The 26,989-nt window shown below is 40.6% G+C and carries 26 protein-coding genes and 6 tRNA genes; 15 read left to right on the top strand and 17 right to left on the bottom strand.

What is annotated here, in order from left to right; translation table 11 throughout:
* The 5 genes from U3A58_RS21895 to U3A58_RS20435 all read right to left on the bottom strand — a co-directional run.
* Positions 1-133 (bottom strand): GIY-YIG nuclease family protein (locus tag U3A58_RS21895; RefSeq protein WP_416377319.1); only part of this gene is annotated, 133 nt, incomplete at its 3' end.
* A gap of 65 nt (positions 134-198) precedes the next feature.
* A tRNA-Lys gene (locus tag U3A58_RS20450) sits at positions 199-271 on the bottom strand.
* Positions 272-321: 50 nt separating this feature from the next.
* Positions 322-395, bottom strand: a tRNA-Arg gene (locus U3A58_RS20445).
* 54 nt (positions 396-449) lie between these two features.
* A tRNA-Pro gene (locus tag U3A58_RS20440) sits at positions 450-523 on the bottom strand.
* 160 nt (positions 524-683) lie between these two features.
* A tRNA-Lys gene (locus U3A58_RS20435) sits at positions 684-756 on the bottom strand.
* A gap of 243 nt (positions 757-999) precedes the next feature.
* On the opposite strand from U3A58_RS20435, the gene U3A58_RS20430 reads away from it, so the two are divergent.
* Positions 1,000-1,725 carry an SH3 domain-containing protein gene (locus tag U3A58_RS20430; protein WP_323826256.1) on the top strand — a complete coding sequence of 242 codons (726 nt, stop codon included), beginning with the start codon at positions 1,000-1,002 and terminating at the stop codon, positions 1,723-1,725.
* 42 nt (positions 1,726-1,767) lie between these two features.
* On the opposite strand, the gene U3A58_RS20425 is transcribed toward U3A58_RS20430, so the two are convergent.
* The 3 genes from U3A58_RS20425 to U3A58_RS20415 are packed head-to-tail and all read right to left on the bottom strand — an operon-like array spanning position 1,768 to position 5,535.
* The gene (locus U3A58_RS20425; RefSeq protein ID WP_323826255.1) at positions 1,768-2,082 is read right to left on the bottom strand and encodes a hypothetical protein; all 315 of its coding nucleotides are present in this window, start codon (positions 2,080-2,082) and stop codon (positions 1,768-1,770) included.
* A 32-nt stretch (positions 2,083-2,114) separates the two neighbouring features.
* Positions 2,115-4,514: a ribonucleoside-diphosphate reductase subunit alpha gene (locus U3A58_RS20420; protein ID WP_323826254.1), complete on the bottom strand. Its 2,400-nt coding sequence runs from the start codon at positions 4,512-4,514 to the stop codon at positions 2,115-2,117.
* Between the two features lie 40 nt (positions 4,515-4,554).
* On the bottom strand, positions 4,555-5,535 hold the full coding sequence (locus tag U3A58_RS20415; RefSeq protein WP_323826253.1) for a ribonucleoside-diphosphate reductase small subunit: 981 nt from the start codon (positions 5,533-5,535) through the stop codon (positions 4,555-4,557).
* A 580-nt stretch (positions 5,536-6,115) separates the two neighbouring features.
* On the opposite strand from U3A58_RS20415, the gene rplU reads away from it, so the two are divergent.
* On the top strand, positions 6,116-6,427 hold the full coding sequence (gene rplU / locus U3A58_RS20410) for a 50S ribosomal protein L21 (RefSeq protein WP_323826252.1): 312 nt from the start codon (positions 6,116-6,118) through the stop codon (positions 6,425-6,427).
* A 34-nt stretch (positions 6,428-6,461) separates the two neighbouring features.
* On the top strand, positions 6,462-6,722 hold the full coding sequence (gene rpmA, locus U3A58_RS20405; RefSeq protein ID WP_323826251.1) for a 50S ribosomal protein L27: 261 nt from the start codon (positions 6,462-6,464) through the stop codon (positions 6,720-6,722).
* Positions 6,723-7,124: 402 nt separating this feature from the next.
* Here rpmA and U3A58_RS20400 read toward each other — a convergent pair whose 3' ends face one another.
* The 6 genes from U3A58_RS20400 to lipB all read right to left on the bottom strand — a co-directional run bounded on the left by U3A58_RS20400 (position 7,125) and on the right by lipB (position 12,969).
* Positions 7,125-7,754: a rhomboid family intramembrane serine protease gene (locus U3A58_RS20400; protein WP_323826250.1), complete on the bottom strand. Its 630-nt coding sequence runs from the start codon at positions 7,752-7,754 to the stop codon at positions 7,125-7,127.
* Between the two features lie 3 nt (positions 7,755-7,757).
* Positions 7,758-8,756, bottom strand: a complete 999-nt coding sequence (locus U3A58_RS20395; RefSeq protein ID WP_323826249.1) for a polyprenyl synthetase family protein — start codon at positions 8,754-8,756, stop codon at positions 7,758-7,760.
* On the bottom strand, positions 8,719-10,920 hold the full coding sequence (rnr, locus tag U3A58_RS20390) for a ribonuclease R (protein ID WP_323826248.1): 2,202 nt from the start codon (positions 10,918-10,920) through the stop codon (positions 8,719-8,721). The genes U3A58_RS20395 and rnr overlap by 38 nt, the downstream gene beginning before the upstream one ends.
* 53 nt (positions 10,921-10,973) lie before the next feature.
* Positions 10,974-11,723 carry a 3'-5' exonuclease gene (locus U3A58_RS20385; protein WP_323826247.1) on the bottom strand — a complete coding sequence of 250 codons (750 nt, stop codon included), beginning with the start codon at positions 11,721-11,723 and terminating at the stop codon, positions 10,974-10,976.
* 9 nt (positions 11,724-11,732) lie between these two features.
* Positions 11,733-12,134, bottom strand: coding sequence for a hypothetical protein (locus U3A58_RS20380; RefSeq protein ID WP_323826246.1), 402 nt, complete (start codon positions 12,132-12,134; stop codon positions 11,733-11,735).
* 112 nt (positions 12,135-12,246) lie between these two features.
* On the bottom strand, positions 12,247-12,969 hold the full coding sequence (gene lipB, locus U3A58_RS20375) for a lipoyl(octanoyl) transferase LipB (RefSeq protein WP_323826245.1): 723 nt from the start codon (positions 12,967-12,969) through the stop codon (positions 12,247-12,249).
* A gap of 84 nt (positions 12,970-13,053) precedes the next feature.
* On the opposite strand from lipB, the gene U3A58_RS20370 reads away from it, so the two are divergent.
* The gene (locus tag U3A58_RS20370; protein WP_323826244.1) at positions 13,054-13,410 is read left to right on the top strand and encodes a YraN family protein; all 357 of its coding nucleotides are present in this window, start codon (positions 13,054-13,056) and stop codon (positions 13,408-13,410) included.
* Between the two features lie 31 nt (positions 13,411-13,441).
* Entirely contained in the window at positions 13,442-13,972 is a 531-nt protein-coding gene (locus U3A58_RS20365) for a YSC84-related protein (RefSeq protein WP_323826243.1), read from the top strand.
* 3 nt (positions 13,973-13,975) lie between these two features.
* Here the strand turns inward: U3A58_RS20365 and U3A58_RS20360 are convergent, their stop codons facing one another.
* On the bottom strand, positions 13,976-14,827 hold the full coding sequence (locus U3A58_RS20360) for a toxin-antitoxin system YwqK family antitoxin (protein ID WP_323826242.1): 852 nt from the start codon (positions 14,825-14,827) through the stop codon (positions 13,976-13,978).
* Between the two features lie 133 nt (positions 14,828-14,960).
* Here U3A58_RS20360 and U3A58_RS20355 point away from each other — a divergent pair, with 133 nt between their 5' ends.
* Both U3A58_RS20355 and U3A58_RS20350 read left to right on the top strand, forming a co-directional pair.
* On the top strand, positions 14,961-16,163 hold the full coding sequence (locus tag U3A58_RS20355; protein ID WP_323826241.1) for a pyridoxal phosphate-dependent aminotransferase: 1,203 nt from the start codon (positions 14,961-14,963) through the stop codon (positions 16,161-16,163).
* A gap of 81 nt (positions 16,164-16,244) precedes the next feature.
* Positions 16,245-16,955: a glycosyltransferase family 2 protein gene (locus tag U3A58_RS20350; protein ID WP_323826240.1), complete on the top strand. Its 711-nt coding sequence runs from the start codon at positions 16,245-16,247 to the stop codon at positions 16,953-16,955.
* A gap of 22 nt (positions 16,956-16,977) precedes the next feature.
* On the opposite strand, the gene U3A58_RS20345 is transcribed toward U3A58_RS20350, so the two are convergent.
* Positions 16,978-17,802: an FkbM family methyltransferase gene (locus tag U3A58_RS20345; RefSeq protein WP_323826239.1), complete on the bottom strand. Its 825-nt coding sequence runs from the start codon at positions 17,800-17,802 to the stop codon at positions 16,978-16,980.
* Positions 17,803-17,949: 147 nt separating this feature from the next.
* Between U3A58_RS20345 and U3A58_RS20340 the strand changes: the two genes are divergently transcribed.
* The 7 genes from U3A58_RS20340 (at position 17,950) to U3A58_RS20310 (ending at position 22,713) form a co-directional block, all read left to right on the top strand.
* A complete protein-coding gene (locus U3A58_RS20340; protein ID WP_323826238.1) occupies positions 17,950-18,657 on the top strand; it encodes a glycosyltransferase domain-containing protein in 708 nt (235 codons plus the stop codon).
* A 388-nt stretch (positions 18,658-19,045) separates the two neighbouring features.
* The gene (locus U3A58_RS20335) at positions 19,046-20,074 is read left to right on the top strand and encodes a DUF4421 domain-containing protein (protein WP_323826237.1); all 1,029 of its coding nucleotides are present in this window, start codon (positions 19,046-19,048) and stop codon (positions 20,072-20,074) included.
* A 66-nt stretch (positions 20,075-20,140) separates the two neighbouring features.
* Positions 20,141-21,685, top strand: coding sequence for an L-piperidine-6-carboxylate dehydrogenase (amaB, locus tag U3A58_RS20330; RefSeq protein WP_323826236.1), 1,545 nt, complete (start codon positions 20,141-20,143; stop codon positions 21,683-21,685).
* A 133-nt stretch (positions 21,686-21,818) separates the two neighbouring features.
* Positions 21,819-21,893 (top strand) — tRNA-Val (locus U3A58_RS20325).
* A gap of 46 nt (positions 21,894-21,939) precedes the next feature.
* A tRNA-Val gene (locus U3A58_RS20320) sits at positions 21,940-22,014 on the top strand.
* Positions 22,015-22,050: 36 nt separating this feature from the next.
* Positions 22,051-22,305 carry a GIY-YIG nuclease family protein gene (locus U3A58_RS20315; RefSeq protein WP_323826235.1) on the top strand — a complete coding sequence of 85 codons (255 nt, stop codon included), beginning with the start codon at positions 22,051-22,053 and terminating at the stop codon, positions 22,303-22,305.
* A 153-nt stretch (positions 22,306-22,458) separates the two neighbouring features.
* Positions 22,459-22,713 (top strand): GIY-YIG nuclease family protein, encoded by a 255-nt coding sequence (locus tag U3A58_RS20310; RefSeq protein WP_323826235.1) that lies wholly within the window; start codon positions 22,459-22,461, stop codon positions 22,711-22,713.
* A 207-nt stretch (positions 22,714-22,920) separates the two neighbouring features.
* On the opposite strand, the gene U3A58_RS20305 is transcribed toward U3A58_RS20310, so the two are convergent.
* Positions 22,921-24,747 carry a TonB-dependent receptor plug domain-containing protein gene (locus U3A58_RS20305; RefSeq protein WP_323826234.1) on the bottom strand — a complete coding sequence of 609 codons (1,827 nt, stop codon included), beginning with the start codon at positions 24,745-24,747 and terminating at the stop codon, positions 22,921-22,923.
* A gap of 157 nt (positions 24,748-24,904) precedes the next feature.
* Here U3A58_RS20305 and U3A58_RS20300 point away from each other — a divergent pair, with 157 nt between their 5' ends.
* Positions 24,905-26,863: a M1 family metallopeptidase gene (locus U3A58_RS20300; RefSeq protein ID WP_323826233.1), complete on the top strand. Its 1,959-nt coding sequence runs from the start codon at positions 24,905-24,907 to the stop codon at positions 26,861-26,863.
* Positions 26,864-26,989 lie beyond the last annotated feature (126 nt).

The raw sequence follows: 26,989 nt of genomic DNA, 5'->3' as shown, positions 1-26,989 counted from the left end.
AAACAAGGGTCCAAGGGATTCCTGTGGAGGTGAATGTGGAGTGACCAATGTTATGTTCATATATTCTGCGGTCAAGATCAGTGCATGCGCCTACATAATACTTGGCAAGTTTTTCAGAATACAAAATATACATTGTCGCCATCTGAGTAAGGATAGGCATAAAAATAAGAAAAGCAGCCCGCTTGGACTGCTTTCATGTGATCCCTCTGGGGCTCGAACCCAGGACCCATACATTAAAAGTGTATTGCTCTACCAGCTGAGCTAAGGAATCGGTAATTAATATTAAAATAAAAAGCGGAACGAAATTCCGCTTTTAAGAAGTGATCCTGTCAGGACTCGAACCTGAAACCTACTGCTTAGAAGGCAGTTGCTCTATCCGGTTGAGCTACAGGACCGGATAAGTAATGTCAGAAAATCTAAAGACTTGTGACAAAACAAAAATAATAAAGTCGGGGTGGCAGGATTCGAACCTACGACCTCCTCGTCCCAAACGAGGCGCGATACCGGGCTACGCTACACCCCGAAACTTTCTTTTTAACTCCTTGTAAGTTAATTTTTGTGATTTTGCCAAATCAACATTGACGCTATCCAGTGATTCCTCTCAGGTTTTTCGATATCGACTTGTTTCGCTTTGTCTTATCGGGACAGGCTTCTTGTCCTTTCCCTTTTGTTATCTTACCAAGTGATCCCTCTGGGGCTCGAACCCAGGACCCATACATTAAAAGTGTATTGCTCTACCAGCTGAGCTAAGGAATCATTTATTGTAATAGAAAATCTTTATTCCCTATCTTATTCTTTTCTCCAACTCGAAACCAGAACCTTCCCGATCAAAATAGGGATGCGCTACCAGCTGAGCTACGGAGTCATAATACTCTGAAAATTTTCAGAAAATTTAACCACTTAATTGTGGCTTAAATCCTTTCAAACTGACTCCCTAGCCTTGCTTTTTGCCAGATCATTGCCGTAATTGGACTGCAAAAATAAGGGGACAAATTTTAAATGCCAAACGTGAAATCAATCTTTCTCACAAAACTTTTGATATTTTTATCGATATCTCTTCAAAGTATTCATTGTCAAGCAGATGTAATTGATCTAAAAAAAGCAGATTCTTTGTTTAATACCAGAAGCTACAAGGAAGCACTGCAAATCTATGATTCTAGCTATCAATCCGGGATATATTCACCGGCAATGCTACTGAAAATGGCCTTCATTACCGAAGGTATTGGGGACAATGAACGAGCTACGCTTTATCTGAGTAAATACTACGACCTAGAACCTAATTCACTAGCTATAACTAAGATTAAAAGTCTGACTGGTCAGAGTTCCCTTGTAGGTTATGAAGTGAGTGATGGGCAACGCTTTCTTATCTTTCTTACTGAATACCAAACTTATATTGCTGGAGTTTTATCATTTTTCTTGGTGCTTTCGATTGTTACAAGTTGGATTACTGGCCGAAAATCAGAAAAGACCCAAGCTTTCTGGCCAACTATCCTACTTATCATCTTAATATTCCTGGCCAACAATTTCCTGAGTGCCCCCCGCACAGGACTTATTACCAGTAGTCCTACATTTATTGTAAGCAAGCCATCTGCTGGTGGTGAGTTGATAGATAGGGTAGAACCCGGACATCGAGTGCATATCAAGTCCAGTAAGGATATTTGGTACGAAGTTGATTGGAAGGACAAAAGTGCTTACATAAAGAAATCAGATGTTACACGCATGTAAGTCCATTTGAAAATCAGTAAAGGAAGCCACTTTACTATTCCTTCAAAAGGTAGTGATTGTTGGATCATGATAAACCTCCTCCTGCTTGCAGGGCTGATCTTCATATTTCCTTCCTGCAAAATCCCAATTTCCGCCGCGCATTTCTATGACACTATCTGTTGCGGGAGCTGAGGTGTCCTGAAAATGATTGACACTTTTGCTTTTAATCAGGAGGGGCTTGGGATGAGTAATCGTAGTTCCAAATACACGTGAACTTTGTCCTGTTAAGTTTTCAAGCTTGTCTTTGATTTCTTGTTGGGTCTTGATTTTTGTTATTGTATTTGGGTAGGATATAAAAAAAGCGTCTGAAATATTCAAACGCTTTTTCCCATTTAACGAACTCTAAATTTTTAGCTTCCGCACATTTCACATCCTTCCGGATCATCCAAAGAACATGTAATGGCCTCTTGTTTTTGTGATTTTACTTCAACTATTTCTTGTTGAGCTTTTTCTACATTTGGTTCAAATCCAGTTTTGTCCAAAGTGAATTTAATAGCTGCTGTAGCTGCTTGAGATCTCAAGTAGTACATCCCAGTTTTCAGTCCTTTTTTCCAAGCATAGAAATGCATAGAGGTTAATTTCCCAAAGTTAGGGTCCTGCATAAATATGTTCATGCTTTGCGACTGACAGATGTAGGCTCCACGATCGGCAGACATATCGATGATTACCTTCTGAGAAATCTCCCAAACAGTCTTGTAGATGTCTTTGATGTGCTGAGGGATACCAGGTACATTTTGTACTGAACCATTGGTGGAGATCAATCTATTTCTCATAGTATCATCCCAAAGGCCAAGAGCAATCAAGTCTTTCATCAAATGCTTATTCACAATGATGAACTCACCTGATAATGTTCTTCTGGAGTAGATATTTGAAGTGTAAGGTTCAAAACACTCATTGTTGCCCAAGATTTGAGAAGTAGAGGCAGTAGGCATAGGAGCCATCAGAAGCGAGTTTCTCATTCCGTACTTCTTGATTTTTTCTTTCACAGCAGACCAATTCCATCTGCCAGACTTTGGCGTGACCCCCCAAAGATCAAACTGCAACTCTCCCTTAGATGCTGGAGAACCTTCGTAGGTTTCGTAGGTACCTTGAACTTTGGCAAGTTCCATGGAAGTCTCCACAGCTGCAAAGTACATGGTTTCGAATATGTCTTCATTCAAGCCTTTTGCCTCTGGAGAATCAAATGGCATGCGAAGCAATATAAATGCATCTGCGAGTCCCTGAATACCCAGACCAATCGGACGGTGTCGGAAGTTTGATCTTCTAGCTTCTTCTACAGGATAGTAGTTTACATCAATCACCTTGTTCAGGTTCTTGGTCGCTACTTTAGTGATTTCATATAGTTTTTGATGGTCGAAGAACAGTTTTCCATCAGGACCAGCAGTTACAAATTTTGGTAGAGCAATAGAAGCCAAGTTGCAAACAGCTACTTCGTCAGGCGCAGTGTACTCTATGATCTCAGTACAAAGGTTAGAAGACTTGATTGTTCCCAGATTCTTCTGGTTAGACTTGCTATTCGCAGCATCTTTATAAAGCATATATGGCGTACCGGTCTCGATTTGAGATTCTAGTACTTCAAACCAAAGCTCTTGTGCTTTGATCGTCTCTCGAGCTTTGCCTTCTCTCTCGTATTTTTCATATAGTCTCTCGAATTCCTCTCCGTGGCAATCAGAAAGCCCGGGGGCTTCGAGCGGACAGAATAGCGACCACTCTAGGTTTTGCTCCACACGCTTCATGAATAGATCTGGAATCCAAAGTGCATAGAATAAATCTCTAGCTCTCATTTCTTCCTTACCGTGATTTCTTTTTAGTTCCAAGAAATCCTTGATATCTGCATGCCAAGGTTCTAAGTAGATAGCAAAACTACCTTTCCTTTTTCCACCGCCTTGATCCACATAGCGGGCCGTCATGTCAAAGTTTCTAAGCATTGGTACAATACCATTGGAAACTCCGTTCGTACCCTTTATGTAGGAGCCTTTGGCTCTTACGTGGTGAATAGACAAACCTATACCTCCAGCAGACTGGGAGATCTTCGCGCATTGCTTCAATGTGTCATAGATCCCGTCAATACTATCATCCTTCATGGTAAGTAGGAAGCAAGAGGAAAGCTGAGGCTTAGGAGTGCCGGCATTGAAAAGGGTAGGAGTAGCGTGGGTAAACCACTTCTCGGAAAGTAAGTTGTACGTTTCAATCACTGACTCCATGTCCTCTTTATGGATCCCAACTGCCACTCTCATCAACATGTGCTGAGGACGTTCTACTACTTTTCCATTCAACCGGATCAAATAACTTCTCTCCAAAGTTTTGAATCCAAAATAATCATACCCAAAATCCCTTTTGTAATCAATCGCAGCATCTAGTTTTGCTGCATGGTTTTTTATAATTCCATATACTTCTGGATCCAGCAAGGCCGCGTTTTCATCAGTCTTTGGATTCACATGTGTATATAGTCTTTTCATGGTATTTGAAAAAGACTGGCTAGTAGTTTTATGAAGGTTAGAGATAGCTATCCTCGCTGCCAAGATTGCATAGTCCGGGTGCTTCACAGTAAGAGATGCGCAGACTTCAGCTGCTAAGTTGTCGAGCTCTGTAGTGGATACACCATCATACAAGCCATCAATTACCTTCTTGGCAACATCAATTGGCTGGATGAATGTAGGGTCCAACTCGTAGCAGAGGTTCTCTATTCTTGTTGTGATTTTGTCGAATCGTACTGACTCTCGCCTTCCGTCTCTTTTTAATACTAGCATTTATTTGGGGTTTTTAGGTTGATGGAAAAGTTTGGGTTAATTAAAAGTCTTCACCAATGGAGAATCTAGGAGAATCGTCAGCGCCATCTGTAGTCTTCATAACTCCCGCTTTTTGGTAGTCACCAACTCTTTTCTCGAAGAAATTGGTCTTCCCCTGAAGCGAAATCATGTCCATGAAATCAAATGGATTCGTACTATTCCATATTTTATCGCACTCTAGCTCGTCTAGCAGTCTATCTGCTACAAATTCAATGTACTGGCACATCAGGTCAGAATTCATTCCAATAAGTCTAACCGGAAGCGCATCCGTTACAAATTCTTTTTCGATTTCTACGGCATCACGTATGATCTCTCGTACCGTTTCTTTTGGCAATTGATTGTTCAGATGCTGAGTATAAAGATGACATGCAAAGTCACAGTGCAATCCTTCGTCACGAGAAATTAACTCATTGGAGAAGGTGAGACCTGGCATCAAACCTCTTTTCTTAAGCCAGAAAATCGAACAGAAAGAACCGGAGAAGAAGATTCCTTCTACTGCGGCAAAAGCAATTAAACGCTCTTGGAAGTTTCCATTATCAATCCACCTCAAAGCCCAATCTGCCTTTTTCTTCACACAATCTATATGCTCGATGGCGTGTAGTAGTTTATCACGCTCCACGGGATCCTTAATGTAGGTATCAATGAGAAGGCTGTAGGTTTCCGAATGGATATTTTCCATGGCGATCTGGAAGCCATAGAAGAATTTTGCCTCAGTATATTGAACCTCAGAGACGAAGTGCTCAGCCAAATTTTCATTTACAATTCCGTCACTTGCTGCAAAAAATGCTAAAACATGAGAAATGAAATGGCGCTCCCCATCATTAAGTGCTTTCCAATCCACCATATCTTGACCTAAATCAATCTCTTCGGCAGTCCAAAAGCTTGCTTCTGCTTTCTTATAGTATTGCCAAATGTCATTGTGCTGGATTGGGAATAAAACAAAGCGATTCTTATTCTCTTCTAGTATTGGTTCGTTCTGCATTGCTACTTGGTTATTTTTTAATCGTAATGAATTTGTCCTTAAATAAATTTTATTTAGTCCTGGGATAAGAAAAGCTGCCTTTTCAGAACAGCCTTTGAACAAATATGTAAATCAAAATCGGGAAATAAAACCTGTCAAGTGTCAGTTTAATGTAGTTTTTGAACAAAAGTCATAAGTTGTATACTATTCATTAAATCAATTAGTTATACCTGATTGAGTATACTTTTAAATTAATTGAGTGGGCTGATTTTAGGGGTTTGAGAAAAAATCAAATAATTCCAAAAAATATTTTCAACCAAAATTCAAGACCAAATTTGAATAAAAGTCAAGTATTTCACATAAATAATTTTGCTTTTCAATAATTTGAGCATCAGTATCTTCCATAGAAACCAGTTCAAATATTTCAAATGATTACTGAATTAAATTGTCTTTTGTTTGGGTATTATTAAGGAGATTTTCAGACCAGAAATACCAACTGCAACGTTGGGTTTTAACACAGAAATAATATTTCTGACGCCTGTTTTTTTCTTCCATTCAACTTTCCTATATTTGCACTCCGATTTCAAAAGAATCAAGAACTATGTACGCAATTGTAAACATCGCAGGAAAGCAGTTCAAAGTAACGAAAGATCAGTTTGTCTATGCTCCAAAGCTAGACTTAGAAACTGGCGCTTCCATCGAATTCGACCAGGTACTATTAGCTGAAGCTGATGGATCTGTGTCCGTAGGCGCTCCCCTATTAGCAGGAGCGAAGGTATCTGGGAAGGTCCTAGATCACGTAAAAGGTGATAAAGTCATCGTCTTCAAGAAGAAGCGCCGTAAGGGCTACAAAAAGAAGAACGGTCACAGACAAGATTTCACCAAAGTTTTGATAGAAAGTATTACAATCTAAGTTTTCTCTTAGAAAACGATAAAAGAATAAAACCATGGCACATAAGAAAGGCGTCGGTAGTTCCAGAAACGGTAGAGACTCTCAGTCCAAGAGATTGGGCGTGAAGAAATTTGGTGGCGAAGTAGTAATCGCCGGTAATATCATCGTAAGACAAAGAGGTACTAAGCATCACCCAGGTGAGAACGTAGGACTTGGTAAAGATCATACGTTGTTCGCAATATCTGACGGTGTTGTTACCTTCAGAAAGAAATATGATGGCAGATCATACGTAAGCGTATTGCCGGCAGAAGCTTAATTTAAGCAACCAACCAATTTTGAAAGCTCCTTCATCCGAAGGAGCTTTTTTATTGTCTGGATTTTTAANTCATACGTAAGCGTATTGCCGGCAGAAGCTTAATTTAAGCAACCAACCAATTTTGAAAGCTCCTTCATCCGAAGGAGCTTTTTTATTGTCTGGATTTTTAATTGAGAATTAACCTAAGTGCGCACAGAGTGCAGCACTTAGGTTTATCATTTACTTAGATGTTTGAAAGTCCTCGATATCTGAAATGGTGTTTTTTCACTTAAGTCGTCCATATTCTGCGAAACACGACTCTTGCCCTTAGACAAACAATACCGAGCTCAATAGTAAAAATTGGCTTCAACAAAAAAGCCCGACTAATAAAATATCAGACAGGCTTTGTTTGCAATGTATTTTTTAAAAAGGTCTATAGCTCACTACTTGATCTATAAATGTGGTGGCACTTTCTGGTGCAATAATGAGAATAAATACAATCCCGAAAATCGCTCCATATAGATGCGCGTCATGATTGATAGCATCATCTTGATTTTTCCCTTTGAAATAAGAGTAAAGAAGAAACAGTACACCCAAAATAAATCCAGGTAAGCAAAGTATCCCAAATAAGCAGATATCCGAAAGAGGCCGAATAATAATACTGGCAAAGACTGTGGCCGCAGTTCCTCCTGAAGCTCCTAATGCTCTATAGTAGCTATTATCCTGATTTTTAAGGTAAGTAGGAATATCTGAAATGATAATGCCTAAAAGATAGAAAAGCACATACACTGCGCCTCCTATCACTACTCCGAACTTGTAAGCAAGCACTTGCTCTACCACACCTCCAAAGAAGTAGAAGGTGAACATATTGAAGAAAAGGTGGATGTAGTCTTTGTGGATAAATCCGGAAGTGATGAATCGATCCCACTGCCCATTTCGTTTGATTTTATAAGGAATGAACATGCAGCGTTCCATAAATGCGGCATTATTGATTCCATAGTAACTGCTAATTGCTGTGATTATAATCAGGACAATTGTTATTGATAAGGTCATTTATTATTTCTCTCTGTGTATTAGGTCCTGAGTTATTTTCTTAAGTTCAAGGAAATAGTCTTCATTTTTAAAATGGATTGCATCGTATTGAGCAAATCCCGCTTCGAAATAGGAGTTCATTTTTGCTTCTGTAATCGCTTTAATTCCTAGCTTATCATAAATCCCACGAACAGCTTTCACTTTTTCTTCTTTGTCGAATTCACCTTGGGAGAGCCAATAGTTAAGCTCTACGGCATCTTCACCTTTGGCCAGTTCTAATGCCTTTATCAAGAGAAAAGTCTTTTTATTTGAAATGATATCACCGCCAACCTGCTTGCCAAATTTTGCCTGATCAGCAAAGACATCGAGTAAGTCATCCTTCAGTTGAAAACCAACACCGATGTTCATACCGAAATCATAGAGCTTCTGTGCATCGCTCTTTTCGGCTCCGGCAAGCAAAGCACCAAGTTGTAAAGCGAATCCCAGTAATACTGCAGTCTTCAAACGGATCATGGTAAGGTATTCGTCCTCATGGACAGATTCTAAAGACTCAAAATTCATATCGAATTGTTGTCCTTCGCACACTTCAGATGCTGTTTTGTTGAACAAGCAGATGATCTCTCCAAGTTTTTCAGCTTCAGTTGGTAAAAGCAAATCATAGACTTTTACTAGCATTACATCACCAGAAAGAATTGCTACGTTCTTGTTCCATTTCACATGGACAGATTTTTTTCCCCTTCTGAGTGGGGCATCATCCATGATGTCGTCATGCATTAGAGTGAAATTGTGAAATACCTCCACAGCTGCTGCCTGACTTAGGATTTCTTCTGGGTTTGGCTTGTAAATTCCATATGCCAATAAACTAAGCAAAGGACGGATTCTTTTTCCGTCCAGGCTCAAAATATAGGTAATAGGGTCATAAAGTTCTCGGGGTGATTTTTCTAATCCGATGGCACTCGGGAGGTTCTGGATGAATGTTTCCAGTTTACCTAATAACTCGTGCGCGTGGCTTTTTTCTGTCATTATCTGCAAATTCCAAATCTATTGTTCTTCGGTCAATATCTGTATTAACTACTCTGACCTTCACTTTGTCTCCCAACGTGATCATTTTTTTTGTTTTCGATCCGACTAAACGCATGTTTTTCTGATCGAAATCGTAGTAATCGTCATCCATATCCTGGACACGAATCATACCTTCACACTTTGTTTCTGTGATCTCCACAAAGACACCCCATTCAGTAATTCCAGCTACAATTCCTTCATAATCTTTGTCTTCTGCAAGAGACATGAATTCTACTTGCTTGTATTTGATGGAAGCTCTTTCTGCATCCGCAGCGCGTTTTTCACGCTCTGAGGAATGCACACATTTTTGCTCCCATGCTTCTGCGTCTGGAGATTTTCCGCCGTCTAGATAAAGCTCAAGTAGTCGATGAACCATCATATCCGGATATCGACGGATAGGAGAAGTGAAGTGTGAATAATGAGCGAATGCAAGTCCAAAGTGCCCTTTAGGCTCTGTCGTGTATTTGGCTTTTGCCATACTTCGAATGGCCAGCTGCTCTAGTACATTTTGCTCAGGTTTACCCTGAATGTCCTCCATTAATTTATTGAGCGACTTGGAAATAGTCTGCTCGTTTTCAATATCAAAAGGGTGACCAAATCGCTTCGCAAAGCCGGAGAAAGTATCTAAGCGATCCATATCAGGAGAATCATGTGTACGATACACGAAGGTGTCTTTTCCTTTGTTCTTATTGAAAATAAACTCTGCGACGTATTTATTAGCCAACAGCATAAACTCTTCAATGAGCTTATGAATGTCTTTTCGCTCTTTGATTATCAAGCCAAGTGGAGTTCCTTTTTCGTCAAGTTTGAATTTAACTTCTACAGTTTCAAAATTAACAGCACCCTGCTTGAACCTTCGTTGACGGATTTTCTTGGCCATCACATTGAGCAAAGTCAATTCCTCAAAGTAATCGCCAGACTGTGTGTCTATGTTTTCCTGTGCTTCTTCGTAAGCATACCTTCTGTCCGAGTGGATGACAGTTTTGCCTATCCAGTGCTTTTTTACATTCGCCTCATCATCGACTTCGAATACGCAAGCAAAAGTCAGTTTGTCCTCGTTTGGGCGAAGAGAGCAAAGTCCGTTACTCAATCGCTCCGGAAGCATAGGGATGGTACGATCTACCAAATAAACCGAAGTAGCACGATTATAGGCTTCTTTTTCTAAAGCGGTTTTTGGCTGTACATAGTGAGTCACATCAGCGATGTGTACACCGATTTCATGATTTCCATTTTCGAGTTTTCTGTAAGAAATGGCATCATCAAAATCTTTTGCGTCCGCAGGATCAATCGTGAAAGTTAAGATGTCTCTGAAATCCTTTCTCTTCTTAATTTCTTTTGCCGTGATGTTCTCGGAAATTGCTTCTGCTTCTTTTTCAGGCTCCTCAGGATACTCGAAAGGCAATCCGAATTCGGCCATGATAGAGTGAATCTCTACTTCGTGCTCTCCAGCTTTGCCAAGCACCCGAATAACTTCGCCAGTAGGATTTTTGTCGCCCTCTCTCCATTCGGTGAGTTTGACTACTACTTTTTCGCCATGCTGAGCACCATTCAGAGCTCCGCGATGTACAAAGATGTCCTTGTGCATTTTTTTGAAATCTGGAACTATAAATGCAAAGCGAGGTGATATTTCCACTCGGCCTACAAATTCGTCACGGTTTCTTTCCACAACTTCGAGCACTTTTCCTTCCACCCGTCCGGTTTTCCCCTTGAGCGGATAGACCATCACACGTACTTTGTCACCATCAAGCGCTTGCTTGAGGTCGGCGTCTTTGACCAAAATATCTCCATCGACTTTTTCTGGGGCTAGGGGGACAATGAATGCGAAGCGTGGATTTACAAAATCTACAACACCTTCGATGAACTCAGGATCTTGAGTTGATGAATAATAATTTCTTGGATTTCGGGAAACTGAACCGGCTTCTACCAGTTTGCTAAGTACTGGTTCTACGCCTCCTTTGGTAAGGGCGTCCCGGATTTCCAGTTTCTTGATAAGCTGCTTGGAGTTGAATTCTTCTCCGAAATGTGCATCTAAAAATTGAAGGATACGACGAGCCAAGCCGGCTGCATCTGTTGGTTGGTCTCCTCTATTTTTGCTTGTTTTTTTTCTGTCTGAATTTCTTCCCATGTTTTGGGTTGTTGATTAGGGTTAAGGTAAAAAGATTTATGTCCCTGCGCCCATTAATCTTTGTGATCTTTTTTTGAATCTTCTAAATGGATGATTTCTATTTCAAGCTCATCCGACTGAGGATGCATAGCCATATATACCCGAGCTGTGACTTCCACATCCTTAAGACAATATTTTTTGATTTTTTCTACGTCTTTTTCAAGATGGAAAGTAGCGTTGACCTGACTTCCGTCGAGGTCATCTTTAGAAGTAGGAATTCCAAAAACTGAAGCTAAAAGCTCCAATCGGGTATAATGTTTATAGTCTCCAAACTTCCAAAGCTCCATCGTATCTAGATGGCGAACTTCCCAGGGCTTTTTCCCTGAGATCTGTAAAGGCTCTGGCAAAGCTACTCCTTGGATGAGCATTCTGCGGCAGAGGTATGGAAAATCAAATTCTTTACCATTGTGGGCGCAAAGAATCCATTTTTTCTTCTCTAGCAAAGCTTTGAATTGTAAAAGAAGTTCCATTTCGTCCTCATTTGCAAAACATTTCGACCGGAAGGATAGTTTTTTGTCTTTCTTTTTCCACTGAAAATATCCAACCCCTACGCAGACTACTTGTCCAAATTCGGCATGAATTCCAGCTCGATCAAAATACAATGCTCCCGGTTCATGAATAACTTCTTCAGTTTGGATCAAGCGTTCTTTTTTCAGCCATTCCTCCTGAATCCGCACTGGCAGTTCCTCGTATTTCTCTGTAAGTGATGCTGTCTCAATATCAAGAAACAAAATGTCATTCAGTTGATCAAAAAAATCTGCCATAAGCGTAAATTATGCGTGGAGAACTCCTTCTAGGCCAATTTCGAGAATCATCTTTATGAACCCAGAATCAAAACTGCCGGAAGTAAAGATAAACTTTTTATCAAAAATCTGATCCATAATATAATAACTCACCCAAAACTCATTGTTCAAAGTAAAAACGGCTGGATCAATGGATTCCACTTTAGCTATTGCCTGCTCACCAAGTTCACCAATCATATGTCGGAGTGTTGAAGTCTTTTTCATTATCCCGTTTATTTCTCCATAGCCTTTGGAGGTAATCATGATATTTTTCAACTCAATCAAATTCAAGTTGATAATATATACGGCCCACTCAGTGCCTGCGACGGTCTCTTCTTTCGCTATCGCCAATTTTACCCCTGTGACTGGATGGAAATCTATATCTTTTTTCATCTGGTTATAATTGTTTTTCAAAGGTCATAACCTGTCCCGTGACGAAGGAAACGGGATGGAATCTCGCAGGTTATAATCATCCCTCTGTGTGTCGCTTGAGTCATGCTCGATTTCATGATGCTATGTTCTCCATTTCAAATAAATCGATCAAATGCTGCTTTACTTTAGTCTTGACCTCCTGCATATCCACTGGTCTACTCAGTTCTAGATGAAGTGATGTCACGGCTTTGTCATCTATCCCACAGGGGATGATATGACCAAAATAGCTTACATCCGTATTGATGTTGAAGGCAAACCCGTGCATGGTCACCCAGCGGCTGGATTTCACACCCATTGCACAGATTTTTCTAGGATTTGTTTGCTCAATGTGATCTAGCCATACGCCTGTGAGACCATCAATTCTTCCAGCTTCTACCCCATAATCTGCCAAAGTCAAAATGATAGCTTCTTCTAGTAATCTTAGGTATTTGTGGATGTCTGTGAAGAAATTGTCAAGATCCAAAATTGGATACCCTACTAGTTGGCCAGGGCCATGATAGGTGATATCGCCACCCCGGTTGATTTTATAAAACTGCGCATGGTAGCTTTTAAGATCTTTTTCATCCAACAGTAAATTTTCTTCCTTGCCACTTTTCCCCAGTGTATAGACATGAGGATGCTCGACGAAGAGGATGTAATTATTACTTGGAGATTGATCGGCGGGAGCCAACGCTCGGTTCTTGATTTTCAAAGCGACTATATCAGCAAATAATTGTTCCTGATAATCCCAAGCTTGCTGATAATCAAGCTGGCCAAGGTCTCGGAATTCTACTTTTTTATTAATAATTTCATTCATCGGATAGTCCCGAGGGAGTTACTTTTCAACTGAGCCAGCAACTGGTTCGTTCATTGATTTTTCAAAATTAAACAAATATCCAAGATGGCTGAACACAACGATTCCGGAAAACTTGCAGAGCAACTAGCTGCAGAATGGCTAGTTGGCAAAGGTTATGAATTAATTGACACAAACTATCGTCATGGACATGCTGAGATTGACCTGATCACCAAGTTCAAAGGATTATTGATTTTTGTAGAGGTCAAATTCAGGTCTGGTACTGGATTTGGCTATGCAGAGGAGTTTGTCGATGCGACTAAGCGAAAGCTCCTGATCAAAGCAGCGGATCAATATATTTATGAGAAAGATTGGCATAAAGATATCCGCTTTGATATCATTGGCGTTTATAGAGATCGCAGCGGCAAAATTAATTTCAGGCATTTTGAAGATGCTTTTTACTAAAAATCACTCCAGTTTTAATTTTTAAAAAAAAATGATGCAAAAAGTAATTTTAACTTTCTTTTTTGGCTTGTTTACGATCGTAGGATTCGCACAAGATGCTAGGAAAGACCAGAGAATCGAAGAAGATGCTATCGACGCTAAAGCAGCATTCTTGGCAGATGACCCAGATATGGATGATTTCTTTAGCTCATCCTATGGCTACATTATCCTGCCAAATGTAGGTAAGGGGGGACTTGGAATCGGTGGAGCTGCTGGCAATGGAGTTGCTTACCAAGGTGGAAGCAAAGTGGGCTATGCTAAAATGACACAGATCACGATTGGATTCCAGGCAGGTGGTCAGGCATATTCAGAAGTGGTCTTTTTTGAAAATAAAGAAGCTTTTGACAGATTTAAGAACAGTAAGGTAGAAATGTCTGCTCAAGTGTCTGCAGTAGCCGCAGCTTCCGGTGCTTCTTTGAATGCTAAATACGTGGAGGGTGTAGCCGTTTTCACAAGAACAAAAGGAGGATTGATGTATGAAGCCTCAGTAGGTGGGCAGCAATTCAAATTCAGAGAAAATTAAGTGTCAATTGTCTTTTCTATAAACTAGATTTCCGTCCTTATCCCATTCAGCTCGGATATATGGACGGAAATTTTTTGTGTAAGCAGATTCCTGATATTGAACCTCACGCTTTCGGATGGCTTTGGTGTTATTGGTGTCCCAATATTCTGTCCATAGGCCTACTTTTTCTCCATATTGGTATTCACCGGTTACTGCCACTTGTTTGTCCTCATAGAAGTGAAAGTAGTTTCCTTCCTCCAACCCATATTGAACTGGAATGATCTCTTTGATAGTTTTGGTGGACTGATCGAAATACCGAGTGCGTGATTCCCTAGGCCAGCCTGCCTCAAAGTGATTTTTGTCCTGAAGGACATTTTTTGAATCGTAAAGCATCCAGGTTTTGTGCTTTGTGCCGTAGTAAAACATGCCGCTTTCCACCACTTCTTCATTGATCACCCGCTCATAAGGGCCGTGAAGCAGGTAGCCTTTGCCTATTACATATTCTTTGGTTTTGATGCTTCTTTCCTGAGGATCAAACCAATAGACGTCACGAATATATGGATCAGGCTTACGCGTTGCGTCGGTGTAAGTGAAGTGCTCAAAAATCTGCTGACCTCGGATTTCCTGCCGAGTGTAGCCCTTTCGGGTTTTGATCCCAAACCATTCATTCTTGCGTGCTTTCTTCTTTTTCTCCTTTTTTTCTTCCTTTTCTTTTGAGTCATCAAAAAGCAGTAAAGGCATAGTGGTGGGGAGCAATCTGGAATTCACCACACCACTGGAATCAGGGTCTGATTTAGGTTTTGATTCTTCTTTTTGGGCAAAAGAAACTCGGCTCAAAAGTAGCAGGAAAATAAAACTGATATAAAATCGACTCATTGTTTACAAAAACGCAATTTACTTCGGAGTATTTTATCCAAAAATAACATTTCGAGATCAAAAGCCACCGATTGTTTAGATTTTATAATCTTCTCTCTATTTTTGTGGAATTTGTAAAAAAATCTCTCAAACAATGAATTCTATTTTATCAGACCGGATAATCAATATGGAGGAATCAGCCACTCTTGCCATGGCAAAAAAAGCAAGAGAGCTGAAATCCCAAGGAGTTGATATCATCAGCCTTAGTTTGGGTGAGCCAGACTTCAAAACACCAAAGCATATCCAAGTGGCTGCAAAAGATGCAATCGACGAAGAAAAGTACTTTTCATATCCTCCTGTAGCAGGTTATCAGGATCTGAGAGAAGCTATCGCAAAGAAGCTTCGTGAAGAGAACGAAATCACTGAAGCAAAAGCTGAAAACATCGTTGTTTCTACCGGGGCCAAGCATTCTATTGCCAATGTATTCATGTGCATGATCAATGAAGGGGATGAAGTAGTGATCTTTTCTCCTTACTGGGTGAGCTATGCTGAGATCATCAAGTTGGCAGGTGGAGTTCCTGTTTTAATACAAGGCACTTTGGATAATAACTTCAAAGCAACTGCCGCGCAATTAGAAGCTGCAATCACTCCAAAGACCAAAGGAGTTATTTACTCGTCTCCATGTAACCCTACTGGATCAGTATTTAGCAAGGAAGAGCTAGAGGCAATCGCAAACGTGGTGAAAAAGCATGAAAACATCATGGTGATCGCAGATGAGATCTATGAGAAAATCAATTTTGTAGGCAGAAATTACAGCATAGGATCATTCCCAGGAATGTTTGACAGAACAATTACCGTAAACGGATTCTCTAAAGGCTATGCGATGACTGGCTGGAGAGTAGGTTATATCTGCGCGCCGGTATGGATGGCAAAAGCTGTAGAGAAAATCCAGGGTCAGTTTACTTCTGGTGGAACTGGTATCGCTCAAAGGGCTGCCCTTGCAGGTATTTCCGGAGATCAAACTCCAACTACAGAAATGGCAAATGCTTACCTAAGAAGAAGAGGTTTGGTCTTGGAATTACTTCGTGATATCCCAGGCATCAAAACTCACGTGCCAGAAGGAGCATTCTATTTCTTTCCGGACGTGACAGATTTCTTTGGCAAGTCTGCCAAAGGGCATGAAGTGAAAGATGCAGATGATCTTTGTTTGTATCTTTTGGCTGAAGCTCATGTGTCTCTAGTGACAGGAGCTGCTTTCGGAGCACCGGATTGTATCAGGCTCTCTTATGCAGCTTCAGATGAAGAGCTCGTAGATGCACTAGGCAGAATGAAAAAAGCTTTGGGCGAACTAGTTTAATAAAATATCTCTGAACCCCGGCAATCGTCGGGGTTATTTTTTGCCTAGCCAGAAAGACTTATTTTTGGGAAAAATTACCCTATGGCTGAAGTAATCGTAATCACACCAGTTAAAAATTCTCTAGATACTACCCTGGATACTGCAAGAGCTATTGCTGGCTCAACGGTTGGACTGAGACATGTTATTTTTAACGACTTCAGTACAGCAGAGACCAAAGCAGGATTGGAGCAAAATCAGTCTGAAATTGGATATGATTTAATCCATCTGGAGGAGCATACGGATCATCCTTCACCAAATTACAAGCTGGTGCTTCAGATGGCTCAGAAGATGGCAAAGGAAGCAGATCTGCCACTTTTGGTAATTGAATCAGATGTGGTGGTGAAGCCGGAAACGATTGCTGATTTGCTGGATTTTCAGATAGCAAATACTAAATCAGGACTAGTAGGATCGGTGACAGTTGATGAAAATGGCATAGTGAATTTCCCTTATCTGAAATTCAAAGGAGTGAAAGAGTCGGTGATAGATACTTCCAGAAGTTTGAGTTTTTGCTGTACGCTTTTCTCCAGAGAGTTTTTGAAAGCATATGATTTCATAGGATTGGATGAAGCCAAAGATTGGTATGATACCTTCATCTCAAAGAAATCAATAGAACTAGGCTTCAAAAATCATGTGCTGATGAATGTGGCTGTATGGCATAGGCCGCATGCCAGCAGACCATGGAAACAACTCAAATACAACAACCCAGTGAAGTACTATTTCTTGAAATTTTGGAAGGGAATGGACAAAATATAGGTGTCCCCAAAGATTTTTTCACCTAATCGAAGAACTCATTTAACTGATTCAGATTTTTTTTCAAAGCCAAGGTGTCTCTGCCAAATTTTCTCAGGAGATAGTCCTCGGATTCCAGGAGTTCATAACATTCCTCCAAGTCGCTGGGATTTAGATTTTCATTTTCAAAAATTATAGCATTGGGTTTGGTCTTGGGGATGTCAAATATCCGGATTACTTCCAAGTCATATCCTTCTGCATCTATTTGTAATAGATCAATCTGAGTGATAGCGTAGGTTTCTAATAAGGTTTTGGGGCAGATGACTTGGACCTCTTCAGAGGTTATTTGTTGATCAGGATCTGAGGGAATTTCTATGCCGTACTTCTGGCAGTTTTTCTGTACGATTCCTTCTACAAATAGCTGATCTATTTTCTCTTTTGAAAAAGAGGCAAGCCCAGTGGCCCAACGCATGGTGCTAAATCCGATTTTATACAGATTTTGGACACCGTCTTCATTTCCGATGGCGGCACAGATAGGTGTTATACCTTTATTGTGCTGGTATATTTTACGTAGTTCGTTGCGGAATACATCTGGCTGAGGTTCCAAAAGCACCCCTTTCCACTGATCTCTTTTGATGAATTTATGGATAGGATCATGAGTGATTCCGTCATTCGCTCCAATCTGGATTACCCAGAAATCCCCTTTTTTGGAGCGTGAATATGCAGATAGAAATTCTGAAAGACTTCCCTTTTGTGGCTTATAGAGGTATTTGTAATATAGGTTAAAGACTGGATGGTCAGTTGCACTCAAATTAAATCTGAAGTCCTTCCAGAGCGCTTTGAGGGCGGACTTTACTTTATGTTTTAGCATGTACCGTAGTTTTGTATAGGTTGGAAGTAGGGTTATTTTTGCGTCAAGAGTCAGAAAAAGTTAATATTTTACCCCGATGTTTACTGTCTTTTATAAAACCTGGTTTCAACTATATAAATCGTATATTTTTAATGATCAATTTCAGATATGCCCAATAGCCTTATTTATTCCATAGTTACTAATAATTATGATCATGTAAAACCGGCTCCTAAATATCCTGGCTTTGATTTCTGGTTATTCACTGATCAGGAGGGGCTAGAAGTAGAGGGCTGGGAAGTATTTCAAATAAGCAAATCTACCAATCCAATCAAGCAACAAAGGCTAATCAAGATCAACAGTTGTAAATATACCCCCAGTTATGAGTTAACAATATACATAGATGGAAATATGGAGCTAATCCGGAATCCTATTGATTTATTGAAGAAGCATTATTCAGGAGGATTTATGACTACCTGCCATCCTAAACGCTCAACGCTAGTAGCAGAGGGGATGGAAATTGTCAGAAAAAAGAAGGATTTGGAGCAGAATGTAGCTGCTACATTGGAGTTCGCGAGACAAGTTGGGTTCGCGGATGATATGGGGTTATACGAGACAGGAGTGTTGATCAGAGACAAATCTAAAGGAGTGGCGATATTGGAAAAAAAGTGGTCGGAATTACTGGAAGAATATTCACACCGTGATCAGCTCACGTTGCCCATAGCTTTGCATCTTACAGGTGAAGAAATAACTTCCATTCCTCGATCAATCACATTCCACTATGTAAAGATGAATCGTGGTCATAGAATTTCATTGAAGTTTAACAGTGGAAAAAAAGGGTGGTTATCTAAAATGATTTTCAAGTTTAAAAAAAGATAGGTTTTTTGATTAGACCTACTGCTATGAGAGTTTAGAAATAGGTAAATGTGAATCACTTTATGACAATGGATTGCATATCAACTCAGAAGACGCCAAATAAATGGCTAGGTATTTTATTTACTCAAATCACATGGAGATTCTAAGTGAAGTTTTTAGTTTGGATATAGCAGGAAAATCCCGACAAAAATTTGTGTAATCGATTGAAAGGCATATCTTTATACTGGTGATTAAACAACTTTTCCTTAATATTTGATTTTTTAAAATACGGATTCTTAAAATAATCCATTTTTCCAACTCAACCTGTTTCAGAGAAAATCCGGACTACGGTCCGGGTTTTTTTTTGAGGATTTTTTAGTGAACTTCGAATCCGAATTGCATCAAGGTTCCAATGATCAAAAATAAGATTTTACTTTTTCTGGGTTTTACATGTGCCTTTTGCGTCCCTAGTTTTGCTCAGAATGAGAAGTTACCATATGATTCCAATTATGTGGAAACCAACCACGAAGTATTTGGGTTCAGGCTTTATACTTCCCAGAAATACACTCGACTGGTTCTAAACGTGCCGGACCAAGACCGGGCATTTGTAATGAGGCCAAATACTGGCTTGAAAATGGGAGTTGGGTTTAGTTATCAGCGATTAACAATTAACGTTTCATTTCCAGTTGGGTTTTTATACCGCGAAAAGCAGCAGAGTTGGCCATTCAATTTGGATTTGAATTCGCATATTTATGCTCCCAAAGTCATCGTGGATTTATTCGGGCAATTTTATGGAGGATATAAGATTCTCGCGGAAGACTTGGCGAATTCAGATGAGGACTATCTAAGAGAAGACATGCGCTTGGTGTCAATGGGCGTAAATGTGAATTATCTTTTTTTTGGAGAAAAGCTTTCGTTAGGTGCTTCTTTTAATCAAACTGCCACTCAAAAGCGATCAGCATTTTCTCCATTTGTAGGATTTGAACTGTATGGGGGGAATATGAGAGGAGACTCCCTGTTGCTGCCGGAAAGTCAAGTCCTTGATGCAAGCAATTTTGATAGGGCTGGCTATTTTCAAGCAGGACCCAATGCAGGTTTGGCTGGAACCCTGGTTTTTGGAAGGGGTTTCTTTGTTACGGGTACTGCATCAGCTAATTTGAGCGGAGGATATTCTAAGTGGAGAAATGGAGAAGAATTCAAGAAATGGGGGGTAGTGCCTACTTATTATCTCAGAGCATTTGCAGGCTATAATGGCAAGCGCTTCTCGATCAATGGCAATTATGTTTATAAAAATTTGAATCTAATAAAAGGGGATGCTTTTGATCAGGCAGTCAATACGGGGAATTTCAGGATTAATCTAGTGTATAAGTTTAACCCTGGCCACAAATTCAAAAAGGGGTTTAATAAAGTGAATCCTATCCGGATTGTTTTTAAAGATTAGTACCTAATCCTGTGTCCGCACCCTGATAATTATTTTAGCTTTGAATGCATAAAAAACCCAATTACAATGGCAGATCAATTCGGTATTCAGGAATCATTGAATAAACTGGGCATTCAGCCCTCCAATCTTGGGGTGTCCACAGGTTCTAAATGGATAGATTCGAAGGAGTCTTCCATTGGCTCTTTTTCCCCAGTCGATGGAAAAGAAATTGCTCAGGTACAATTTGCGGATAAAGAGACCTACGAGCAGGTTCTAGTGCAGGCTCAAGTAGCATTTTTACACTGGCGTAATGTTCCCGCCCCGCAACGAGGAGAAATTGTGAGAGAGATCGGCAATGCACTCAGGGAAAAGAAACCTGACTTAGGGAAGCTTGTTTCCTATGAAATGGGAAAATCATATCAAGAAGGTTTAGGCGAAGTACAGGAAATGATCGATATCTGTGATTTCGCAGTTGGTCTTTCTCGCCAGTTATACGGACTTACTATGCACTCTGAGCGGCCAGGTCATAGAATGTATGAGCAGTGGCATCCACTAGGAATAGTCGGTATTATATCTGCTTTTAATTTCCCTGTTGCTGTTTGGTCTTGGAATGCCGCTCTGGCTTGGGTATGTGGAGACGTGTCTATATGGAAACCAAGCGAAAAAGCCCCTCTATCAGGTATTGCTTGCCAGAAAATAGCTGCTAAAGTGTTTCAAAAACATGGAATGCCTGAAGGAATCTGTTCTTTGATCATAGGAGATTATAAAGTGGGAGAGATGATGTCTCATGATGCTCGTGTGCCATTAGTTTCTGCAACAGGATCTACTCGTATGGGTAAACTCGTAAGCGAGGCGGTTGGTCGAAGATTGGGTAGATCCTTATTGGAGTTGGGAGGTAACAATGCAATCATTATTACTCCTGAAGCAGATATGGATATAGCGATTAGAGGAGCCTTATTTGGAGCCGTGGGCACCGCTGGGCAAAGGTGTACTTCGACTCGAAGGTTGATTATTCATACAAGTGTGTATGAAGAAGTGAAAACCCGATTGGCAAATGCTTATGCAAAATTAGTGATAGGAAATCCTTTGGATGAGAAAAATCATGTTGGGCCAGTAATCGATAAAGATGCGGTAAGCATGTATTTGGCAGCCACAAAAAATGTAATAGAAGAAGGAGGGAAAGTTGTAGTAGAAGGAGGTGTTCTTGATGGAACAGGATTTGAATCTGGCTGCTATGTAAAACCGGCGATTTATGAAGCGGAAAATCATTTCGAGATTGTGCAGCATGAGACTTTTGCACCGATTTTATATTTGATCAAATACGATACTCTAGCCGAAGCAATCGAGATTCAGAATGGCGTTCCTCAGGGGTTATCGTCAGCGATTATGACCACTAATATGAGAGAAGCAGAAGCATTTCTTTCTGTGGCTGGATCTGACTGCGGCATTGCAAACGTGAATATCGGGACGTCAGGAGCAGAAATAGGCGGTGCTTTCGGTGGAGAAAAGGAAACAGGTGGTGGTAGAGAGTCAGGTTCTGATGCATGGAAAGCTTACATGCGTCGTCAGACAAATACAATTAATTACTCAGCTGAGCTTCCACTTGCACAGGGCATTAAGTTTGATATTTGATATCCGTATTATCTGGCTTGAAAATATTTTCGAAGTATTTGTTCTCATTTTCAATGTATTAGCGGTAGTGTATTAAAATGGATTTGGTTAAAAGAAAATAGAAATTACCTTTGCATTCCATTTGAGACATAATGGGAGTTTAGCTCAGTTGGTTCAGAGCATCTGCCTTACAAGCAGAGGGTCGGGGGTTCGAATCCCTCAACTCCCACATAACAAATTATTTTCCTAACGAGGAAAGCACTTATTCTCATTATGGGAGTTTAGCTCAGTTGGTTCAGAGCATCTGCCTTACAAGCAGAGGGTCGGGGGTTCGAATCCCTCAACTCCCACATTTAATCCCGACTCTTCGGGATTTTTTTTGCTTCATGGCCTGCTATTTTTACATATTGCACTCTACCCAACTGGACAACTTCTACCTTGGACACACCTGCGAGATACTGGAGGAAAGGTTAAGAAAACACCTTTCCAATCACCGTGGCTTCACTGCTAAATCAAAGGACTGGAAAATAGTTTATCACGAAGAACACATCGACAAAAAGGCGGCATATCAGAGGGAAATAACTGTTAAGTCATGGAAAAGCAAGAAGAAAATCATTGAGTTAATCCAAAGTAGAAGCTGAAGAGTTACTTCTACTTAAGCAACCTTGTTTTTTTAATACTATTGCCTTAATTGAGATCTGGCTCAGAGCATTCCGATAAAATCGGAAGGGTCGGGGGTTCGAATCCCTCAACTCCCACATTTAATCCCGACTCTTCGGGATTTTTTTTGCTTCATGGCCTGCTATTTTTACATATTGCACTCTACCCAACTGGACAACTTCTACCTTGGACACACCTGCGAGATACTGGAGGAAAGGTTAAGAAAACACCTTTCCAATCACCGTGGCTTCACTGCTAAATCAAAGGACTGGAAAATAGTTTATCACGAAGAACACATCGACAAAAAGGCGGCATATCAGAGGGAAATAACTGTTAAGTCATGGAAAAGCAAGAAGAAAATCATTGAGTTAATCCAAAGTAGAAGCTGAAGAGTTACTTCTACTTGAGCAACCTTGTTTTTTAATACTATCGCCTTAATTGAGATCTGGCTCAGAGCATTCCGATAAAATCGGAAGGGTCGGGGGTTCGAATCCCTCAACTCCCACATTTAATCCCGACTCTTCGGGATTTTTTTTGCTCAAAAAAAGAGACTGTTTCATGATTGAGAAAGCCTCTTTTTATGTGGATATTCTTGTTTACTCCAAATTCAACATAAATCCAGCTCGAAACCAACGTCCCGGCATTTGAACAGTGCCGGATTCTATATAATCTGCATCAGTAATATTGGATGCCTCTGCAAAGAATCCGATTTTCCCAGTTCTATTGTAATCAGCTCTAATGTCCAGCAAGAAGTAAGGGTCTTGTTTCATCCGCTCCACATATCTCATTTTGGTGTTCCACTCAAATTTTTGGCCTATTCCTAGATGAACTCCACCTATCACTTGATTTTTCAGTGCGGTCAATGCATAGCGAGTCTCTATCCCCGACTGATTGATAAGGTCTGCATTGATGTAGTTATAGGAAAACATAAATTCCTTGATTTGAACAGTTCTGCCATTCGGACTTACTCGGTAATTCAAAGAAGCTTCAATTCCGTTGAATATCACTTCGCTGAAATTCTGCGGTTGCCAAGGTGTGTCCGCGTCAGTTCTAGTCCACTCGATTAGGTTATCAGTGCTTCTGTTGAAATAGACTAGTTCTGCGAAAAATCCGGATTTAGACAATTTTGCTCCGATCTCGAAGTTCTGAGCCTGCTCTGGCTCAAGTAGATCATTTCCGATATTGGTAGGGCCTTGATAGTACAGATCGTTGTAAGTTGGGATCCTGTAGCTTATTCCATAGCCTGAATAAAGTCTAAGATCTGAGGTTGCCTGATATCCAAGTTCCGCTCCGGGAAAATGCTTCCAGCCGTATTCTGAATAATAGTTGGAATACAGTCCGGCACGCAAATCTACCTTGGGCCCAAAATTGACTATTTGTTCCAAAAAGATGCCTGTCAGCACGCGTTCACGATTTCCAAGATTAGTGCTTTCGATAGCTTCCTTTCTAGTTTCTAACCCAAAACCAGTTTTACCAAGTTCGGTTTCAAAATTTCCGTTAGCTTCTAAGGCAAAAACGTCTGTAGTATGATTGTTTTTATAGAATTCCGGCTCATTTTTCTTGAGTACATATTCATCTTGATTTCTCCGGAAATACCCTCTCGTGTTGAGGTAGAAATTTTCAAGAGTTAAGGTATGACTCAAGGAAGCAAGTGTAGTCTGCACACTTTCCCACTGATCTGGAAAGGCACTGGAGTAAAAACCATTGGCACCAAAGCTGCGGTCGGTGTAAGCTATCATACCTTTCAGCTCGTTTTTCTCATTGAGATCTAGACCACCTTCGTAGAAGATGTTGCTGACTTGGTAGTCCGAGTTGTACCAATGGCCATTGGAGTCATCGTAAGAGATCGCCAAGTTTTGCTTGAAATTAGCTACTGGTAGTGATCCTGCAAAATTGATCCCTTTCATCCCAAAGTCTCCGGCATAGCCTTGGACTCTGGCGTATTTTTTATCACTCAGCTCAGTAATCACATTGATCGCACCGGCATAGGCATTTTGGCCAAAAACTCTTGACGCTGGGCCTTTCAGCACTTCTACTCGGTCGATATTGACTAGAGGCACTGGAATATTCATCATGTGATGCCCTGTCTGTGGATCGCTGAGCTTAATACCATTAAGAAGCATGAGTGTCTGCTCAAACGAACCACCACGGATACTTACATCTGACTGTACTCCAGTTACTCCTCTTTGCCGAATATCCACGCCCGGTACAAATGATAAAATCTCAGCTAAACTCCTGGCTGGGGTGGTTTCAAGCTGGAGTTTATTTACCAGAGAAATATTTCTGCTTTGCTTAGAAAAAGGGATTTGGATCCTGTTTTCTTGGATCAAAACTTCACCTAAATCCCGGGTTGTGGTGTCAGTTTGAGCATACAGGCATAAAGTAAATGCCACGGAGAACACAATTAGTACTAGTTTTTTCATAGGTTGATCGTAAATAGTAGCCCAAATGTGTACTGAAAATATGCTTTTTCCAATAATGATATATTTCTAAAAATTCGTTAAAGAGAAGACTCTCCTGTAAAAAATACCAGAGCTTCAAGTAGCAATTCTTACTTTTGCGGCTAAATCAATAAATAGTATGCGCAGGAAAATTATAGTTATGCTGCTTTTTGTGGGGGCAATGCTCGCAGGAATCAGTAGTTCTTTTGCTCAAGAAGTAAAGGAAAATAATCAGAAAGAATTTGGTGAATTTATCAACCGAAAGGGTACCTATACTCGATCTGCCACTGGCAAACCTAATGTAGGCTACTGGCAAAACAAAGCTGATTATCAAATCGCTGTGACCTTGGATGATCAGGTACACACCCTTACTGGTAATGTCACGCTTACCTATACCAATAATAGTCCTGAGAAGCTGGATTTCATCTGGATGCAGATGGAGCAAAACAGGTTTACTGAAGATTCTCGGGGTACTTTGACCACACCAATTCAGGGAAACAGGTACAATGGAGATACAGATGGGGGCTTTGATATAACTAATCTGCAGGCCAAAGTTGGTTCTAAGGGATCTGTTTCTTCAAAGCATATTGTGACTGATACCAGAATGCAAGTGTGGTTCAACGAGCCTATCCCTGCCAAGGGCGGAACAGCGACTGTTTCCATGGATTTCTCTTTCAAAGTACCGGTAAAAGGAATGGACAGAATGGGAAGACTTAAAGTCGAAGATGGCTGGATCTATGCTTTTGCACAGTGGTATCCTAAAGTAGCGGTATTTGACGACGTGGAAGGATGGAATGTGGAGCCTTACTTGGGCGCTGGAGAGTTTTATCTTGAGTATGGTGATTTCGATTACAAAGTTACCGTGCCTTATGACCACATCGTGGTAGGCTCCGGGGAGCTTTTGAATCCAAAAGAAGTTTTGAGTAAAGAACTTCAGAATCGCTATGCAAAAGCAAAAGACAGCGATACTACGGTAATGCTGATCACCACTGAGGAGATAGGCAATACTGAATTGACTAGACCTAAGCAGGATGGAACCGTCACTTGGCATTTCGCTATTGAAAATAGCCGTGATGTAGCTTTTGGGACTTCTAAAGCCTTTATCTGGGATGCAGCGAGAATCAACCTGCCTAGCGGGAGGAAAATTTTGGCTCAGTCTGCGTATCCTAAAGAATCAAATGGAGAAGAAGCGTGGTCAAGATCAACTGAATATAGCAAAGCTTCCATCGAACATTATTCTTCCATGTGGTTTGAATTCCCGTATGCTACTGCGACTAACGTAGCGGCTGATATAGGTGGCATGGAATATCCAGGATTGAACTTCTGTAGCTACAACTCCAAAGGCGAAGATCTGTGGGGAGTGACTGATCACGAATTTGGGCACAACTGGTTCCCAATGATCGTAGGCACCAATGAGCGTCGCTACGCATGGATGGACGAAGGCTTCAATACATTTATCAACCATTACAGCACCTTGGCATTCAATGATGGAGAATACCCATCCAACTTGAATGAAACCCGTAGGTATTTGAACTTCTTCACTAGCGAGACTAGAGAGGGTATTGATACCTATCCAGATGTAGTGAATGTAAGTAATTTGGGTATGTTGGCGTACAATAAGCCAGCTTTTGGTTTGCTAATGTTGAGAGAATACATTTTGGGACATGAGCGCTTTGATAATGCATTCAAATCTTACATCAAGACCTGGGCTTACAAGCATCCACAGCCTACAGATTTCTTCAATCATATAGAAAATGTAGCCGGAGAGAATCTTTCATGGTTCTGGCAGGGGTGGTTCTACGGCACCGGTAATATTGATTTGGGCGTCAGTGCTGTAATTCCTTATGCTGGAAATTACGTGATTGTACTGGCCAATAAAGGGGATATGCCTATGCCAGTGCAGTTGGAAGTGACTTTTGAAGATGGTACAAGTGAGCTTAAGATGCTGCCGGTAGAGATTTGGCAGCGGGGTGATACGTGGAATTACTTGCTGAAAACAGGCAAGAAGGTGAAATCAGTAGTGATCGATCCTGCTAAGCTTCTTCCGGATGTGAATCTTGGAAATGACAGCTGGCCACAGAATGTTTACGAAAAATGATAATCAAAAGTGGCTGTCTCATATTGATTTTCATTATTGGAGACAGCCTTTTTTATTCAATAGAGGCCGATTTCCTGAAATCGGTCTCTATTTTTTTGACTACTGTTTAACTCTTTAGCAATAGGC

This window comes from Algoriphagus persicinus (assembly GCF_035156415.1).
Classification (GTDB): Bacteria; Bacteroidota; Bacteroidia; order Cytophagales; family Cyclobacteriaceae; genus Algoriphagus; species Algoriphagus persicinus.
Note: the sequence above shows the minus strand (reverse complement) of the source record. Positions and strands in the feature narration are given on the sequence as shown.